The sequence below is a fragment of the Geothermobacter hydrogeniphilus genome (assembly GCF_002898515.1).
Lineage (GTDB): Bacteria > Desulfobacterota > Desulfuromonadia > Desulfuromonadales > Geothermobacteraceae > Geothermobacter_A.
Window position 1 is genome coordinate 12,855 of the sequence record NZ_PPFX01000048.1, and the last position, 15,188, is coordinate 28,042.

General features: G+C 60.7%; 17 protein-coding genes and 1 riboswitch. Of the genes, 4 read left to right on the plus strand and 13 right to left on the minus strand.

Features of this window, described 5'->3' with window-relative positions; genetic code table 11:
• Nucleotides 1-26: 26 nt before the first annotated feature.
• The 12 genes from cbiD to yihA form a co-directional block, all read right to left on the minus strand.
• Nucleotides 27-1,109, minus strand: coding sequence for a cobalt-precorrin-5B (C(1))-methyltransferase CbiD (gene cbiD / locus C2E25_RS15520; RefSeq protein ID WP_103116637.1), 1,083 nt, complete (start codon nt 1,107-1,109; stop codon nt 27-29).
• 3 nt (nt 1,110-1,112) lie between these two features.
• Entirely contained in the window at nt 1,113-1,742 is a 630-nt protein-coding gene (locus C2E25_RS15525; RefSeq protein ID WP_103116638.1) for a precorrin-8X methylmutase, read from the minus strand.
• A gap of 4 nt (nt 1,743-1,746) precedes the next feature.
• Entirely contained in the window at nt 1,747-2,139 is a 393-nt protein-coding gene (locus tag C2E25_RS15530) for a sirohydrochlorin chelatase (RefSeq protein ID WP_103116639.1), read from the minus strand.
• Between the two features lie 102 nt (nt 2,140-2,241).
• Nucleotides 2,242-3,549, minus strand: coding sequence for a phosphomethylpyrimidine synthase ThiC (thiC, locus tag C2E25_RS15535; protein WP_103116640.1), 1,308 nt, complete (start codon nt 3,547-3,549; stop codon nt 2,242-2,244).
• A 213-nt stretch (nt 3,550-3,762) separates the two neighbouring features.
• Nucleotides 3,763-5,127: a cobyrinate a,c-diamide synthase gene (locus C2E25_RS15540; protein ID WP_103116641.1), complete on the minus strand. Its 1,365-nt coding sequence runs from the start codon at nt 5,125-5,127 to the stop codon at nt 3,763-3,765.
• A 225-nt stretch (nt 5,128-5,352) separates the two neighbouring features.
• Nucleotides 5,353-5,955, minus strand: a complete 603-nt coding sequence (gene cobC / locus C2E25_RS15545) for an alpha-ribazole phosphatase (protein ID WP_103116642.1) — start codon at nt 5,953-5,955, stop codon at nt 5,353-5,355.
• A gap of 238 nt (nt 5,956-6,193) precedes the next feature.
• Nucleotides 6,194-6,943, minus strand: coding sequence for an adenosylcobinamide-GDP ribazoletransferase (gene cobS / locus C2E25_RS15550; protein WP_158247291.1), 750 nt, complete (start codon nt 6,941-6,943; stop codon nt 6,194-6,196).
• On the minus strand, nt 6,940-8,001 hold the full coding sequence (cobT, locus tag C2E25_RS15555) for a nicotinate-nucleotide--dimethylbenzimidazole phosphoribosyltransferase (protein ID WP_103116644.1): 1,062 nt from the start codon (nt 7,999-8,001) through the stop codon (nt 6,940-6,942). The genes cobS and cobT overlap by 4 nt, the downstream gene beginning before the upstream one ends.
• 193 nt (nt 8,002-8,194) lie before the next feature.
• Nucleotides 8,195-8,716 carry a bifunctional adenosylcobinamide kinase/adenosylcobinamide-phosphate guanylyltransferase gene (cobU, locus tag C2E25_RS15560; protein WP_103116645.1) on the minus strand — a complete coding sequence of 174 codons (522 nt, stop codon included), beginning with the start codon at nt 8,714-8,716 and terminating at the stop codon, nt 8,195-8,197.
• Complete coding sequence (locus tag C2E25_RS15565) at nt 8,716-9,246, minus strand: cob(I)yrinic acid a,c-diamide adenosyltransferase (protein WP_103116646.1); 531 nt, start codon at nt 9,244-9,246, stop codon at nt 8,716-8,718. The genes cobU and C2E25_RS15565 overlap by 1 nt, the downstream gene beginning before the upstream one ends.
• 85 nt (nt 9,247-9,331) lie before the next feature.
• Nucleotides 9,332-9,528, minus strand: a riboswitch (cobalamin riboswitch).
• 46 nt (nt 9,529-9,574) lie between these two features.
• Entirely contained in the window at nt 9,575-9,829 is a 255-nt protein-coding gene (locus tag C2E25_RS15570; protein ID WP_103116647.1) for a SemiSWEET family sugar transporter, read from the minus strand.
• Entirely contained in the window at nt 9,826-10,428 is a 603-nt protein-coding gene (gene yihA, locus C2E25_RS15575) for a ribosome biogenesis GTP-binding protein YihA/YsxC (protein ID WP_103116648.1), read from the minus strand. The genes C2E25_RS15570 and yihA overlap by 4 nt, the downstream gene beginning before the upstream one ends.
• A gap of 345 nt (nt 10,429-10,773) precedes the next feature.
• On the opposite strand from yihA, the gene C2E25_RS15580 reads away from it, so the two are divergent.
• Together C2E25_RS15580 and C2E25_RS15585 are read left to right on the plus strand one after the other, a co-directional pair.
• Nucleotides 10,774-11,229 (plus strand): hypothetical protein, encoded by a 456-nt coding sequence (locus C2E25_RS15580; RefSeq protein WP_103116649.1) that lies wholly within the window; start codon nt 10,774-10,776, stop codon nt 11,227-11,229.
• 167 nt (nt 11,230-11,396) lie between these two features.
• Entirely contained in the window at nt 11,397-11,924 is a 528-nt protein-coding gene (locus C2E25_RS15585; protein ID WP_103116650.1) for a ferritin, read from the plus strand.
• Between the two features lie 425 nt (nt 11,925-12,349).
• Here the strand turns inward: C2E25_RS15585 and C2E25_RS15595 are convergent, their stop codons facing one another.
• Nucleotides 12,350-12,703 carry a thiol-disulfide oxidoreductase DCC family protein gene (locus C2E25_RS15595; protein ID WP_158247292.1) on the minus strand — a complete coding sequence of 118 codons (354 nt, stop codon included), beginning with the start codon at nt 12,701-12,703 and terminating at the stop codon, nt 12,350-12,352.
• A gap of 156 nt (nt 12,704-12,859) precedes the next feature.
• On the opposite strand from C2E25_RS15595, the gene C2E25_RS15600 reads away from it, so the two are divergent.
• Together C2E25_RS15600 and C2E25_RS15605 are read left to right on the plus strand one after the other, a co-directional pair.
• Nucleotides 12,860-14,713, plus strand: a complete 1,854-nt coding sequence (locus C2E25_RS15600) for a methyl-accepting chemotaxis protein (protein ID WP_233189456.1) — start codon at nt 12,860-12,862, stop codon at nt 14,711-14,713.
• 2 nt (nt 14,714-14,715) lie between these two features.
• Nucleotides 14,716-15,188 (plus strand): PhnD/SsuA/transferrin family substrate-binding protein (locus C2E25_RS15605; protein WP_146032994.1); only part of this gene is annotated, 473 nt, incomplete at its 3' end.

Genomic DNA, 15,188 nt, shown 5'->3' on the forward strand with positions numbered 1-15,188 from the left:
AACCGGAATGAGGTTACTCCTTGAATTCACTCGCCGTATTTTCCCGCCACCGCACCATCATAACTGACCAGCAGAATCTCTATTGTTACCCCTGGCGCCCAGTTCCGCAACTGTTTAACGGCCCGACGCGCAACATCGGCCACCAGCGGATGCGCCGCTCCGAGGGCCAGGAAGACCTCGCGGGCGGTGTTGGCGGCGGCGATTGTTTCGGAGGCTTCCGTCGTCAACCCCGTCGAGAGCGCCCAGTCGGCCAGCTTCCGCAGGTCAACCCGCGAGCTGTGGACATGGGTCTGCGGATGCCCGCAGGCGATCTTGACCAGCTTGGCAAACTGGGCCGCGACCACCAGCTTCGGCATCCCTTTGCGGTGGCAGGCCCCGGCCAGGTAGCCGACATGGTCCCCCATCATGACGAAAGCCTCCTCCGTCAACTGCGGAAAGCTTCTTTGCGCGGCCCGTTCGCTGTTGCGTCCGGTACAGGCGACAACCTGCCGGCAACCGGCGGCCCGGGCGACATTGAGAGCGACGTCGAGGGTGTCGGTCCAGGCCTGGTGCGAAATCGGCCGGACGATGCCGGTAGTGCCGAGAATCGACAGTCCGCCGAGAATCCCCAGCCGGGCATTGAGGGTTTTCGCGGCCCGCTGCTCACCGTCGGGAATGGCGATGGTGACCCGAAAGCTCCCAGTGGGAAAGACCGAGCGCAGCGCCTCGCGGATCATCCGCCGCGGCACCGGGTTGATGGCCGGTTCTCCGACCGCGACCGCCAGGCCCGGTTTGGTCACGGTGCCGATTCCCTCGCCCCCGAACAAGCGGATATCGTTCCCGCTTCCGGAGCAGGCAACTCCGGGTGAAGGGGCGATCCTCTCCAGCAGGATATGGACCTCAACCCCGTGCGTGACGTCGGGATCATCCCCGGCATCCTTGATCACAAAACAGCGGGCCAGGGCACCTTCAACCCGGCAGCCGTGAACGGGAAAAACGGCCCGTTCCCCGACCGGCAGTTCAAGCGCGACCTGCGCCACCCGCTCACCCGCCAGCAGGCGCGCGGCGGCGAGCGTCGCGGCGGCGGCACAGGCGCCGGTGGTGTAGCCGTGGCGCAGGAACCGGACCACGCTTCAGTCACCCGCCGCCAGGATCAGCAGCTGGTTGAGAATCGCCGCGGCGATCGCCGATCCCCCTTTGCGACCTCGGCAGACAATGTAGGGCAACCGGGAAGCGAACAATGCCTCCTTCGATTCCTCGGCGCCGACGAACCCGACCGGCACGCCGACCACCAGCGCCGGCGCGACTTCACCGGCGTCGGCCAGGCGCAACAGCTCGAAGAGGGCGGTCGGCGCGTTGCCGATCAGGAAGATTTCCGCGCCTTCGACCACCCCCTTGCGCAGGGCGAGGATCGAGCGGGTCACTCCCTGCTCCCGTGCCCGTTCCGCCACCTCCGGATCGGCGACGTGGCAGGCGATGCTGCCGCCCAGCTTCGCCAGGCGGGTCTTGTTGACCCCGGCCAATACCATGTTGGTGTCAGAGAGAATCTTCGCTCCCCGGCGCAGGGCCGTGACAACACTGTCAATCACGCCGGGCGCGAAGCACGTGGTCCCGGCGAAATCGAAATCAGCGGTGGTATGAATCACACGGCGCACCACCGGCCATTGTCGTTCATCAAACGGATGCGGTCCGACTTCGGCGTCAATGGTCCTGAAACTGCGGCGCTCAATCTCCAACGGGTCGCGGATGATGGCTTCACTCATGGATTCATTCCTTTAACTCCCAGCCGCTGTCCGCGAGGGTTTCACCGATGCGGGTGCAGACCACTTCGGCCAGCCGGCGATCGACGCCGAGCGGCTTGCCGAGGACCATCTCCAGCCCCCGGTGACGCTGCCCGGCCCGCGCCATTTCGTCCGGCAGATCGCGCAGCACATGGGCCCCGGCAAAGAGAAAATAGGGATAGAGCAGGATACGCTGCGCCCCGCGGGCCACGCAGGCGTCGATTCCGGCCTGGATATCGGGCTGCTGCCGTTCCCGAAAGGCGACCTCGACGAATTCAGCGCTACTCATCTCCTGCACCATGTCGGCAATCTTGTTCAGAGATTCGTTCGCCTCGGCAACACGCGAACCATGACTGATCAGCAGAACAGCTGTTTTCATACCGGTTCTTTCATTGATGCTTTCGCAAGAAAGCCAAAATTGGTGTTGGCTAAGCAAAAATATCCAGATGCAAGGAGGCAGATGGCGTTTTTCATCAGCCTGTTAAACCTTGTCGCCGCTCAGATCCTTCCGGAACAGCTCGCCGGCACCGCGGGAGGCACAGAAGTCGCCGCACATGGTGCAGGTGTTCTCATCCTCCGGGGTACGGCTGGCGCGGATGGCGCGGGCATCCGCGGGGAAGAGCGCCAGATCGAACTGTTTTTCCCAGTTCAGGTCGCGGCGCGCCTTGCTCATCTGCTTGTCCCTCTCGCGCCCTCTTTCCGGGTACTTGTTCATATCACCGATATAGGCGGCGACCCGGGCCGCCTTGACCCCTTCAATCACATCCTGCTCGTTGGGCAACGCCAGGTGTTCGGCCGGGGTGATGTAGCAGATCAGATCGGCCCCGTAACGGCTCGACTGGGCGGCGCCGATGGCAGCGGTGATATGGTCATAACCGGGAGCGACGTCGGTCGAAATCGGCCCAAGCATGTAGTAGGGAGCGTCGCCGCTCATGCGCTTCTGCAGACGGATGTTGGCCTCGACCTCGTCGAGGGGCACATGCCCCGGCCCCTCGACCAGCATCTGGCAGCCCATCTCGCGTCCCAGCTCGGCCAGTTCGCAGTTGATCAGCAGCTCCTGCACCATCGCCCGGTCGTTGGAGTCGTGGATCGCCCCGGCGCGCAGACCGTTGCCGAGAGAGAGGACGACGTCATATTTTTTCAGGATCGCGCAGACCCGATCAAACTTCTCGTAGAGCGGATTCTCGCGGCCATTCTTCATCATCCAGGCGACCATCGATACCCCGCCCTTGCTGACCAGCCCGCCGTAGCGGTAACCCTGCTTGCGCAGCCGCTCGATGGTGTAGAGGTTGATTCCGCAGTGGATCGCCATGAAGGCCAGGCCGTCGGCGCACTGCTGCTCGATCAGGTCGAAGAGCAGTTCCTCGTCGAGCTTGTTGGGGTCGCCATATTTGCGCGCCGCCTCGCAGAAAGCCTGGTAGAGCGGCACGTTGCCGACCGGCAGATCGACGGCGGCGATCACCTCGCGCCGCACCCGGTCGAGGTCACCGCCAACGGAAAGCTCCATCAGGGTATCGGCACCGGCCTCCTGGGCGGCCAGCGCCTTGCGGATCTCGGCATCGTAATCGACGATGTCGGACGAGGTGCCGATCGAGGCGTTGACCTTGGTGCGCAACCCCTTGCCGATGCCGACCGGGTTCGGCTTGCGGTTGACATTATTGGGGATGACGATCTTCCCCGCGGCGACATTCTGACGCACGAACTCGTCGCTGACATTTTCATTTCTGGCCACCGCCGCCATCTGCGGGGTGATCATGCCCTGGCGGGCGGATTCGATCTGGGTTGCCACTTACTTCCTCCTCTTTTAATGATGCCGCCAAGTGCACCAAGAAAACCCTTTTTTAACGGAGAGGCGCTGAGGTGGAGAGGTCGCTGAGAAAAACAAAAATCAGATTTTGGTTTTAAACCCCAAAAAAAGATTTTGGCTCTTCTCTCCGTCTCTGCCTCTCTCCACCTCCGCGTTGGGGGCTTTTGCCCTTCTTGGTGCTCTTGGTGCCTTGGGCTAACGTTTTTTTCTTTCACAAAATCGCACAAAATTCTCCGCCAGCTGCGGGTTACCGCCGAAATGCAGGTGCACATAGCTGGCGAGAACATTTTTGCAGCTGAATCCTTCGCTCTCCAACTCGGCACCACCCTTGCGGCGCAAGGCGTAGACACGCGGCACCGAGGCGGGCATCTCAAGTTCAGAGTAATGAAACTCGTGACCGCGGGCAACGGTTCCCGCCGGCCCCAGCGGGGTATCAGCCGTAAAGGTCACTTCGCGATAACCCAGGGATTTTCGCTTTTCAAGCAGCCTTGCCCGGGCCGGAAAGATGCCGCTCAAGGGCTTATCGTTCAACCCTTCGCAGAGCAGCAGCAACCCACCGCATTCGGCGTAGATCGGCAACCCGGCTGCGGCTGCCGTCCGCAGTTGGCCGATCAGTTCGCCATTGTCCCCGAGCCGGTCGAGGAACAGTTCCGGATAGCCGCCGGGCAGATAGAGGCCATCAAGATCCTCCGGCAGCGTGTCGGCCAGCGGCGAGAAGAAGACCAGTTCGGCACCGGCCGCCGTGAGCAGCTCGAGGTTCTCCGGGTAGCAGAAGCAGAAGGCGGCATCACGCGCCACCCCGATGCGGACACGGCTCCTCCTCCCCGCCCCCTCTCCATGAGGAAGGGACTGGTCGAAGATCGGTGCCGGAGCATTTGTCTCCCGTAGCCCGCTAAGCAGTCCGTCAAGATCAAGATGGTTCTCAACCAGGTCCGCCAGGGCGGCAAAATCGGCAGCCTGATCCGCCGCCGTCACCAGCCCCAGGTGGCGCTCCGGCAGCTCGATGCCGCTCTCGCGCGGCAGGCAGCCGAGAACCGGCGGCAGCCCCGGCGTCGAGGCGACAGCCTGCCGCAGCAGCTGCTCGTGGCGCGCGCTGCCGACGCGGTTGAAGACCACCCCGGCAAACCGCAGCCGAGGATCGAAATCGACAAATCCCTTGACCAGAGCGGCGGCGCTACGCGCCTGGAAACGGGCGTCAACCAGCAGCAGAAGTTCCCCCTCCAGCCAGCGGGCGATCTCGGCGGTCGACCCCTCATCCGAATCTCCCGAAGCGCCGTCGAACAGTCCCATCACCCCTTCGATGACGGCGAGATCGGTACCGGCGCTGCCACGGGCAAACGTTGAACGCACTGCCGGTTCTCCGCACATCCAGCCGTCGAGGTTGCGGCTGACCCGTCCGCAGGCGGCGGCGTGATGGCCGGGATCAATGAAATCCGGCCCGACCTTGAAGGGGGCGACCTCAAGCCCGCGCCGTTTCAGGGCTGCCAGCAGCCCGAGGGTCAGGGTGGTCTTGCCGCTGCCGCTGGCCGGCGCGGCGATGATCAGGGGTGAGAGCATCATTTCAAGTTCTTGAAGCCACCATGCGCCAAGGGCGCCAAGAAATTCAAAAGCTCTCAACGCTGAGACGGAGAGGGGCAGAGGCGGAGAGAAAGACAAACCCCCTTGCTTAGGTTCAAACCCATAAGCCAGATTTGATTTTCTTTGCGCCTCTCCCTCTCTGCGTCTCTCCGTTAAAAGGGTTTTCTTGGCGTTCTTGGTATCTTGGCGGCAGTGCCTTTCTTTTCTTCAGCCATTCAAGAGTTGCACCGTGGCATAGCCATCGGCCCAGTAGTCGATGACATTCAGGCAGCCGAAGCTCTGCTCGATGTGGAACATCCTTTCCAGCGGCGCGCCGATGGCGTCGAGCAGGATCACCCGGTTGACACCACCGTGAGCGACGATAGCGATTTTCTCGCCGCGATGGTGTTCGATCAATTCGGCAAGCAGTGGACGAACCCGGTCCGCCATCTGCCGCAGGCTCTCGCCCCCTTCGACCTGGTAATGGACCAGGTCGTCAAGCCGGGCCTGCCATTCCTCCGGCCAGCGGCTGCGGATTTCGTCCCAGGTCAATCCTTCCCATTTGCCGATATGCAGCTCCCGCAGTTCTTCGAAACAGGTCGGCTGCAAGTCATGTGCAGCGGCAACCAGTTCGGCGCCGAACCGGCAGCGGATCAAGTCACTGCTATAAACTGCGGCCAGATTTTTCCCTGCCAGGCGCTCCTTCAGCAACCCGTACTGGGCCTGTCCCCTTGCCGTCAGGGACACATCATTCTGACCGTTGTAGCGCCGGACTCCATGCCCCTCAACCTCACCGTGCCGTACCAGGTAAATCCGCGTCTTTTCAGTCATCTCCCTTGCCTTTCACATGAACCAGGAAAACCTGCCGCCAAGACGCCAAGAAACCTTTTTTTTAACGGAGAGTCGCAGAGAGGGAGAGGACGCAGAGAAAACCAAAAGTAGATTTTTGGTTTTTAACCCAAAAAAATTCCTCTCCGTCTCTGCTCCTCTCCGCCTCTCCGTTAAATGGTTTTTGACCTTCTTGGCGCTCCTGGCACCTTGGCGGCGACGTTTGGTATAGCTGCCTCTTTCACACCACCGCCAGCACCAGGATCAGGCTCAACACCTCGACAATTTCAGTCGCCGCCCCGAGAACATCTCCGGTCACGCCGCCGAGCCGGGTGTCGAAATAACGGATCAGCACCACGGCCGCCAGACCCAACAGAAAAAGCAGGAGGACTCCTTCCAGACCGAACAGGACGAAACAGGCGAGCAGCAGGGTCGCTGTCGCCAGCAGAGTTTCCCGTTCACCGACCTGTTCGACAAAAGCCGCCGCTGTCCCCTCCCGCCGTAAATAGCGACAGAAGGCCGCCAGCACCACCTGGATCCAGCGCCCGGCGCAGGGCATCAGCAACAGGGCGGCCTTTTTATGCTCCGGAGGAATCGTGTAAAGACTCAGATACTTGAGCAGCAGCAGCATCACCACACCGACCACGGCCATCGCCCCAACACGGCTGTCTTTCATGATTTCCAGGGTGCGTTCGCGATCGCCGCGACCGCCTGCGAGGCCATCGACCAGGTCAGCGATACCGTCAAGATGCAGCGCCCCGGTAACGAGGATCAGCACCAGCACCAGCAGGCCGTCAAGCACCGGCCGCGGAATCAGGGCCCCGAGCAGCCAGTCGATGATCACCAGGCCGAGTCCCATGGCCAGGCCAACCGCCGGAAACAATCCCATGCTGCGCGCCAGCCTCTCCGGGGGCATGTCCAGTTCGCGCACCGTCGGCAGCACGGTCAGGAACCCGGCCGCGACACGGAAATCATCCCACTCCCGTTTCACCGATCGGCCCCTGCCGATACCCCGGCATCATCGAAGGTGCGGATTTCCCGATAGGCGCGCAGAGCCCCCTCGATCAGGTTCATCGCCAGCGCGCCGCCGGTCCCTTCACCGAGCCGCAGATCAAGGTCGAGGATCGGCTTCTGACCGATACGCTGCAGCATGTGCCTGTGGCCGATCTCCACCGACTGGTGGGCGGCGAAAATGTAATCCCTGACCGAAGGATGCAACTCCGAGGCGATCAACGCCCCGGCGGTTGAAATGAAGCCGTCGACCACCACCGGCAGGCCGACCGCGGCACACCCCAGCACCAGTCCGGCGATGCCGCCGATCTCGAAACCGCCGACCTTGGCCAGCACGTCAACCGGATCCCCGGGGTCAGGCTTGTTGATCTCCAGGCCACGGTCGATGGCGGAAACCTTGCGCGCCAGGCCGGTATCGTCGATGCCGGTACCGCGATGAGTCAGATCTTCAACCGGGAGCCCGGAAAACGCGGCGACAATCGCCGACGAGGGGGAGGTGTTGCCGATCCCCATGTCGCCGGTACCGACCAGGTCGATGCCGTCCTCAACGCAGGAAAAGGCCAGCTCAATGCCGGTCACGAGTGACGCGATGGCCTGTTCACGACTCATCGCCGGACCTTCAGCGAGGTTGGCGGTGCCCCTGGCGACTTTCTTCTGCAGCAGTCCGTCCAGCGCTGGAAAGTCGTAATTGACCCCCATGTCGACGACGATCACGTCGGCACCGGCGTGTCGCGCCAGAGCATTGATGGCGGCACCGCCGTCAATGAAATTGAGGACCATCTGCGGGGTCACCTCGGCGGGGAAGGCGCTGACCCCTTCGGCGACCACGCCGTGGTCACCGGCAAACGTGAAAACGACCTTCCTGCGAATACTGTCGCGACCGGTGATGGCGACATAGCGGCGGGCGAATTCCTCCAACCGGCCGAGGGAACCCTGCGGCTTGGCCTGGCTGTCGATGCGCGCCTGGGCCTCGGCGAGTTTCTCATCAGCGACCGGCTTGATGAGATTGAGGGCGGTATGAAGATCGATTGACGGCATGAAACATTCTCCTGATCCTGACGAGGTTATCCTGAATCAGTGAGTACCTGTTGGATGGAGAGTGCAAGTGCTTGGTCTGAACGGGGTTTCCAAAAATCTGAAGCGCACCCACAGGTTCACTGGTGATTTTGGGGAAGCTCGGGCAGATCAATGACTTGTGCTATCCGCTGACAAGGGGCTCACTGATTCAGGGTTATTTCAATCGCAGCGGCAACCCGCTGGCCAGCAGCCAGGCCTCGTCCGCTGACGCGGCGAAAAGCTGGTTGACCCTGCCGGCGAGGTCACGAAAGGTGCGCGCCAGGGCATTGTCAGGAACAATGCCGCTGCCCACTTCGTTGCTGACGACAAAGATCGGGATATCCAGTCGACGCAGGGTTTCGATCAACTGCTCCGCCGCAGCGATCACCGGAGCGGGCTGTTCGCCGGCAGCGAACAGCTGGTTGGTCAGCCACAGGGTCAGGCAGTCGAGCAGAACCGCCGAGCGGCCCGGGGTGACATCGGGCAGCCGGGCTGCCAGATCGAGCGGCTCTTCCAGCAGCGCCCAGCGTTCACCCCGCTGCTGCTGATGCAGGGCGACGCGCTCCGCCATTTCCGCGTCCTCGACCCGGGCGGTGGCGACATAGAGCAATGTCCCCGGCAGTTCCTCGCAGCGCCGCTGGGCATAACCGCTCTTGCCCGAACGCGCCCCGCCGGTAATGAAAACCAGGCGCGACATCAGTATTCTATCCCCTTTCGGGCTTTTATCCCCTGTTCGTGAGGGTGTTTTACCTGCTGCATACAGGTTACCAGGTCGGCACGTTCAAGCAGTTCCCCGGGAGCCCGTCTTCCGGTACAGACCACCTCCAGGGCGGCTGGGCGATGATCGAGGAAACCGGCAAACCGGTCGAAATCGAGGTAGCCGCGGTTGAGACAGCCATTGATCTCATCGAACACCACCAACTCGATAACACCGGCCAGCAGTCGCTGCGCGGCAACGTCAAAGGTCGCGGTGACATTGGCCCGCATCTCATCGGGGTCGGCTTGCCGGCCGATCACCCCTTTGGCGGCATCGATGATTTCGAGTCCTGTCTGCTGCTCCAGAATGATCAACTCACCCGAACGCGGTACGGCCGGTTTGAGGAAACGCACCAACAACGTCCGCAGTCCCTGGCCGAGGGCACGCACCAACAGGCCGGTGGCGGCGGTCGTCTTGCCCTTGCCGTCACCGGTATAGACCTGCAGCAGTCCGACCCTGTTTGCCGACATGAAAAAACCCCGCACCTGTCAAAGGGGTCCGGGGTCCGCTGCCATCTGTGCCTGGCGCTGCCCGGACCTCTCCCGCGAAAAATCCAGTATCCATCTGCATCCGGGCAGGTCTCCTGGCTTACGGATCATCCTCCGGCCGCGCCTTCCCATCGGATTTCTCCGGCAGTGGCCCATGCGGCGTTCGTCACCGTTCACAGTTGCGGGGCAGCGAGGGACTTGCACCCTCTTCCCTATTATTCCGCCATGGTTTCAACGGCGGACACCCGGATTATATCGGTGTTCATATCTAACAGAGGGGTACGACCGGTGTCAACGAATTCACCCGGATTCAACGGTAAATGAGCTTGAGTATCAGCAGCAGCAGGGTGTTGCCGGTCGCCAGCAGGTTGATGATGATGAACACCGGATCTCCAGCGAGAAAGGCATAGGTGGTGTAGAAAAGACCGCCGATGAAGATGATCAGCAACATGCAGAGTGACAGGTCGTGGGTTGAACGGGTACGGAGAACCTTGATGATCTGCGGCACGAAACCGAAGGCGACCATCAGTCCGCCGATCAGGCCAATCCACTGGTAACCGTTCATTCCCCGACCTCTCCATCCAGGCCGAGAGCCTCGACGATCCTCTCCCAGACCTCCTCGCGCCCCTCCCCGGACAGGGCCGAAAAGGAACTGAAGGCATCGGCCGGCAGACCGGTCGCCGCCAGAATCGGTTGAAGCTGTTTCATCCGCCGGCTGCGCTTGACCTTGTCGATCTTGGTGATCACCGGGATGGTCGGGATCTGCAACTCCTCCAACCAGTCAAGCAATTGCAGGTCCTCGTCGTTGGGAACCCGGCGGCAGTCGAGCAGCCAGACCACGCCGCGCAGGCTGGCACGCTGTGCGAGATAGGTATGCACCATCGGCCCCCAGGCTTTTTTCACCTCCGGCGGCACCTTGGCAAACCCGTAGCCCGGCAGGTCGACCATGCAGAACTGGTCGTTGATACGGAAGAAATTGAGCAGCTGAGTCCGACCCGGCGTCCGCGAGGTGCGTACCAGCTTGCGACGACCGACCAGGTTGTTGATCAGGCTGCTCTTGCCGACGTTGGAACGCCCGGCAAAGGCGATCTCGGGGCCCTGCTCGGGCGGGTAGTTGCCCGGTCGGGTGGCACTCTGGATAAATTCGGCAGAACGGATGTGCATGGTCGGCTCCGGTTACGGGTTGACGCTCTCTACGGGCGGACTGTAGCACGGTGCCCGGCGCGGCTACAAGCGATTCAGTCTCCCTCCGGGGTCGGTACAAAGAGTGAAAAATCATTGATTTTTTTTTGCGGAATTGCTAAGCATACAGAGATTTTCCGGCATCAGCGCCTTCCGGGACTGTTTGTTCCCGCGGCAGGATACCGGAGCGATCACCTGGGAACCGCTCGGGCACACGGTTCCCCCCGGTCATGCTGCCGATTGTCGCCGGTCCTTTCCGGCCTGAAATAACGTCCCTGACGAGGGTACGACTTCCTTTGAACATCGCAGTTAAGGAGATGATCTGAAATGAAAGTTGCTAAGTGGGTACGCTTGCTTGCCGTTGCCGTCATGCTGGTGTCCCTTCAGGTGGGTGTTTCGCTGGCGGCCGACGCCCGGCCCGGCAAATGCATCACCCTGGACGGACAGGAAGTCAGCTTCTTCCAGATCGACCGCACCCTGGTCAAGGGTTGGTGGAATGGAACCCCGATTGAAGTCCCCCTGGAGACCGTGTCGGAAATCCTCTTTCTCGACAGCCCCAAGGTCAATTACAGCATGTCAGGCAACGAGATCAGCTCCGGGCAGATCGAACTGACCCGCAAATCGGACGGCAAGAAATTCATCCTGCGTGATGCTTTTCTGCCCTCCGACTGTGACTGCACATTCATCACCTATACCTACCGCAATCCCTTCACCCTCGAACTCGGCAGTGAGAACCTGCCGCTGGACGGGCTGAAACAGATTATTTTCGCCGACACCAAGTAAACAGCTTCGATTCGAGAATTGATGTACAGGGCGGAACCGACCGGTTCCGCCCTTTCTGGTTTCATCTCCTGCGGTTTCATCTCCTGCGGTTGGCAAGCCCCCCCCCCCATGATATACATGACAACAGTCCCCCATCATCCCCGGGCAACTGACAAAAGGAGGCTTTCATGCTCAGTGAAAAACTGCAGGGCGCTCTCAACGTGCAGATGAAAAATGAATTCTTTTCGGCCTATCTCTATCTGGCCATCGCGGGATATTTCGAATCCGAAGACCTGCCCGGCATCGCCTCCTGGATGCGCATCCAGGCCCTGGAAGAGTTGACCCACGGCGAAAAATTCTTCAACTTCATCACCGAGGCCGGCGGTCGCACCGACCTGCGCGGCTTCGAGGCACCGCAGAACGATTTCGGTTCCCCGCTGGCCGCTTTCCAGTACAGCCTTGAACACGAACGTTTTGTCACTGACAGCATCAACAAACTGATGGACCTGGCCAGGGACGAGAGCAACCACGCGGCGCAGATTTTCCTGCAGTGGTTCGTCACCGAGCAGGTCGAGGAGGAGTCCAACTTCGGCCTGATCCTGCGCAAACTGGAACGTATCGGCAACGACGGCAACGGCCTGTTGCGCCTCGATGAGGAACTTGGCGCGCGCACTTTCGTTGCCCCGGCCCCGGCCCCGGCCCCGGCACCGGCCTGAGCCTGAGCCTGAGCCTGAGCCTGAGCCTGAGCCTGAGCCTGAGCCTGAGCCTGAAACCGGACCAGACAACTCTCAGCAATTCAAGAATTTTCAAACCCGGCCGCCGAAATCCACCGGCGGCCCTTTTTTATCCTAAAGCATCTGCCATCCGCGGTCGAAAAGATGGTCAAGCAGGACCAATGACATGCTGAGGATGGCGTCCTTGGCCAGCCGGTTCGTCAGCTTGCGTAACAGTCCCGCCTCCGGCAAGGCGTGGTGTGCAGGCCCGCCAATGCAGTGGGAAGCCTGAAGCGCACTCCCTGGGGCCACCATTGGTACAAGGGACGAAACCTGGTTGTCGGACACTCTCTTCAGCAGGTCACCTGTGATGAAAACCCCGCCGGAATGGCGGGGTTTTTGTTTTTGCCTGATCCCATGGTCGGGGCTCAGCTCCCATGGCCGAACCAGCGATGCCGGTTGGCTGCAAAGGTCCGATAGCCGATGTCGGCCAGGGTGTGGAAACCGGGCCAGCGCAGAATTCGGCAAAGCCACCGGTAACGCCATCCGGGCAGCAATGACCAGATCAGCAGCAGCGCATCGATTCCCCGGTGCCAGTTCCCGACCTTGTCCCGCACGTGCATCTGGGCCGTAAACTCGCCCGGCTCCCGACCATAATCTTCGGCACAGAAACGATCACTGCTGACATCGACACATTGAAACCGCCCACTCGGCGCCAGCCGACGGTAGCGGGAGATTGCCTGCGCGCAGTGTCCGCAGGAACCATCGTAGAAAAAAATCAATTCGGTATTTTTGTCTCCTGAAACGGTCGGCATAGGCGAAAATTATTTTTTTCTTAAGTGGCTTGAACGGGATGTCGATAAGGGCAACAGGTTAAACCGTAAAGAGTTTAACACATCCGACCCAGGTCAAACCTTGGTCTGAAGGGGGAATAGACTATGGTTTTGCTCAAAAATTTCAGAATCGGTATCCAGTTTTTCATCGTCCTGTCAATCTTCGCCCTGTTGCTGGCTGTAACCACCGGCATCGGTTTCTTCGGCATTTCCGGACTGGGGGCCAAGGCTGACACCGCGATTGCCAGGGACGGCATGATCGCCGCCACCGCCGCGGCCGTCACCGTCGACAGCCTCGGGCTGCGCCGTTATGAAAAGGACAGTTTTCTCAATGTCTCGAAACCGAACAAAGTCGCGTCCTACCAGGCAAAATGGGAAAAAACCTTTGCCGGGCTGAACCGTCATCTCGAACAATTGAACAGCCTGCTTGAAGACCCGGCTCAACGTCAGGCGGTCACCAAGATGAAAAATGGCGCCGCTGCTTACCGGGAAGGGATTCACCACATCTGGGGCAAGATGAAATCCGGAGAAATCAGCGATCCAGCCGCCGGCAACCATGCCATTAAACAGTACAAGGGACCGATCCGGGATCTGATCGAAACAGCCTTTTCCATCTCCACCGCGGCGAGTAAAAAACTGGAAACGACCCCGGCCGAAATGGCCTCTTTTGTCCGTCAGAAACAATGGGCCATGATCCTGTGCGGCCTGCTGGCGCTGCTGGTGATGTGTATCTGCGGTTTTTTCATGACCCGCAATCTCACCGTCCCCACCCGGAAACTTGTCGAGATGATCCGCAAACTCGAAAATGGACATCTCGACATGCGTCTCAACCTGCAGCGTAATGATGAAATCGGCGAAGTCGCCAGAACCATGGATGCCTTTGCCGACTCGATCCAGAACGAAATGGTCGCCAACTTAAAGAAGCTGGCCGACGGCGACCTGACCTTCGAGGTCGTGCCGCGCGATGAGAAGGACCAGTTCCGCACCAGCCTGAAGAAACTGGCCGACGACCTCAACAGCGTGATGGAAAAGATCCACGTCGCCGGCGAACAGATCGCCGCCGGCAGCGCCCAGGTTTCCGGCGCCAGTCAGTCCCTGTCGCAGGGAGCCACTGAGTCGGCCTCGTCGCTGGAAGAGATCGCCGCCTCGCTGAACGAGATGACCGGCCAGATCAAGCAGAACGCCGAGAATGCCGGACAGGCCAACAGCCTTTCCGACGAAGCTCAGAACGCGGCGGAAAAGGGCAATGCCCAGATGCAGGAGATGGTCAGCGCCATGGCCGAGATCGCCGAGGCGGGGCAGAACATCAGCAAGATCATCAAGGTGATCGACGAAATCGCCTTCCAGACCAACCTGCTGGCCCTCAACGCCGCCGTCGAGGCGGCCAGAGCCGGGCAGCACGGCAAGGGCTTCGCGGTGGTCGCCGAAGAGGTCCGCAACCTCGCCGGGCGCAGCGCCAAGGCGGCCCGCGAAACCGCCGAGCTGATCGAGGGCTCGGTCAACCTGACTGAAAAAGGCAGCGGCATCGCCAGCCAGACCGCAGAAGCACTCGGTGAAATCGTCCAGGGGATCACCAAGGTCTCCGACCTGGTGGCGGAAATCGCCGCCGCCTCCAACGAACAGGCCCAGGGGATCAGCCAGGTCAACCAGGGACTGACCCAGATTGACCAGGTCACCCAGCAGAACACCGCCAACGCCGAAGAAAGCGCCGCCGCCAGCGAGGAGCTCTCCAGCCAGGCCGCCCAGTTGCGGCAGATGCTCAGCCGCTTCACCCTGAAAAACAGCGGCGGTCGTTCAATAACCGATTTCCAACCGTCTTCACAAGCCTTTCAATCCAGACCGGCGCCGGTTCCACCCTCCACGGAATCTCATTCTTCCACGGCCAGCGGCTGGGGGAAGATGGACAGCGCCCCTCAGGAAATGATCGCTCTCGATGATTCTGAATTCGGACGCTATTGAGGATGCCCGAAAACAACGGAGTACAGCCACCTGTTTCTGCAACCACAGACCCTCATCACCCCAAAGGAGAAAAAATGAAAAAGTTGGTTTCAATCCTTACTCTTGCCCTTATGCTTACAGGGTTCGGCGCATCGGCTTTTGCCGCCGAACCTCTGATCTGCTGGTTCCCTCCGGGATGGAAAAGTAAGGCGGTAAAGGCACGGGCCATCACCCAGGCACTCTCTGAGGAGTCGGGTGTCAAAATCAGACCGCGCATCGCCAAAAGCTATCCGGAAATCCTCAAGGCATTTGCCACTGACCGACCGAACCTGGTTTACGTCGGCTCTTTCGTTCAGGCGATCATCAAGGCTCGCAGTCTGGGAACGCCGCTGGTCCAGAACATCAACGGCAAAGATCTCTATTGCGGGGTCATGGTCTATCGTAAAAAACCCCGCCCAGAGGACGGGGCTTTAAAGGCGCCCCCAGAGGGGGCGTT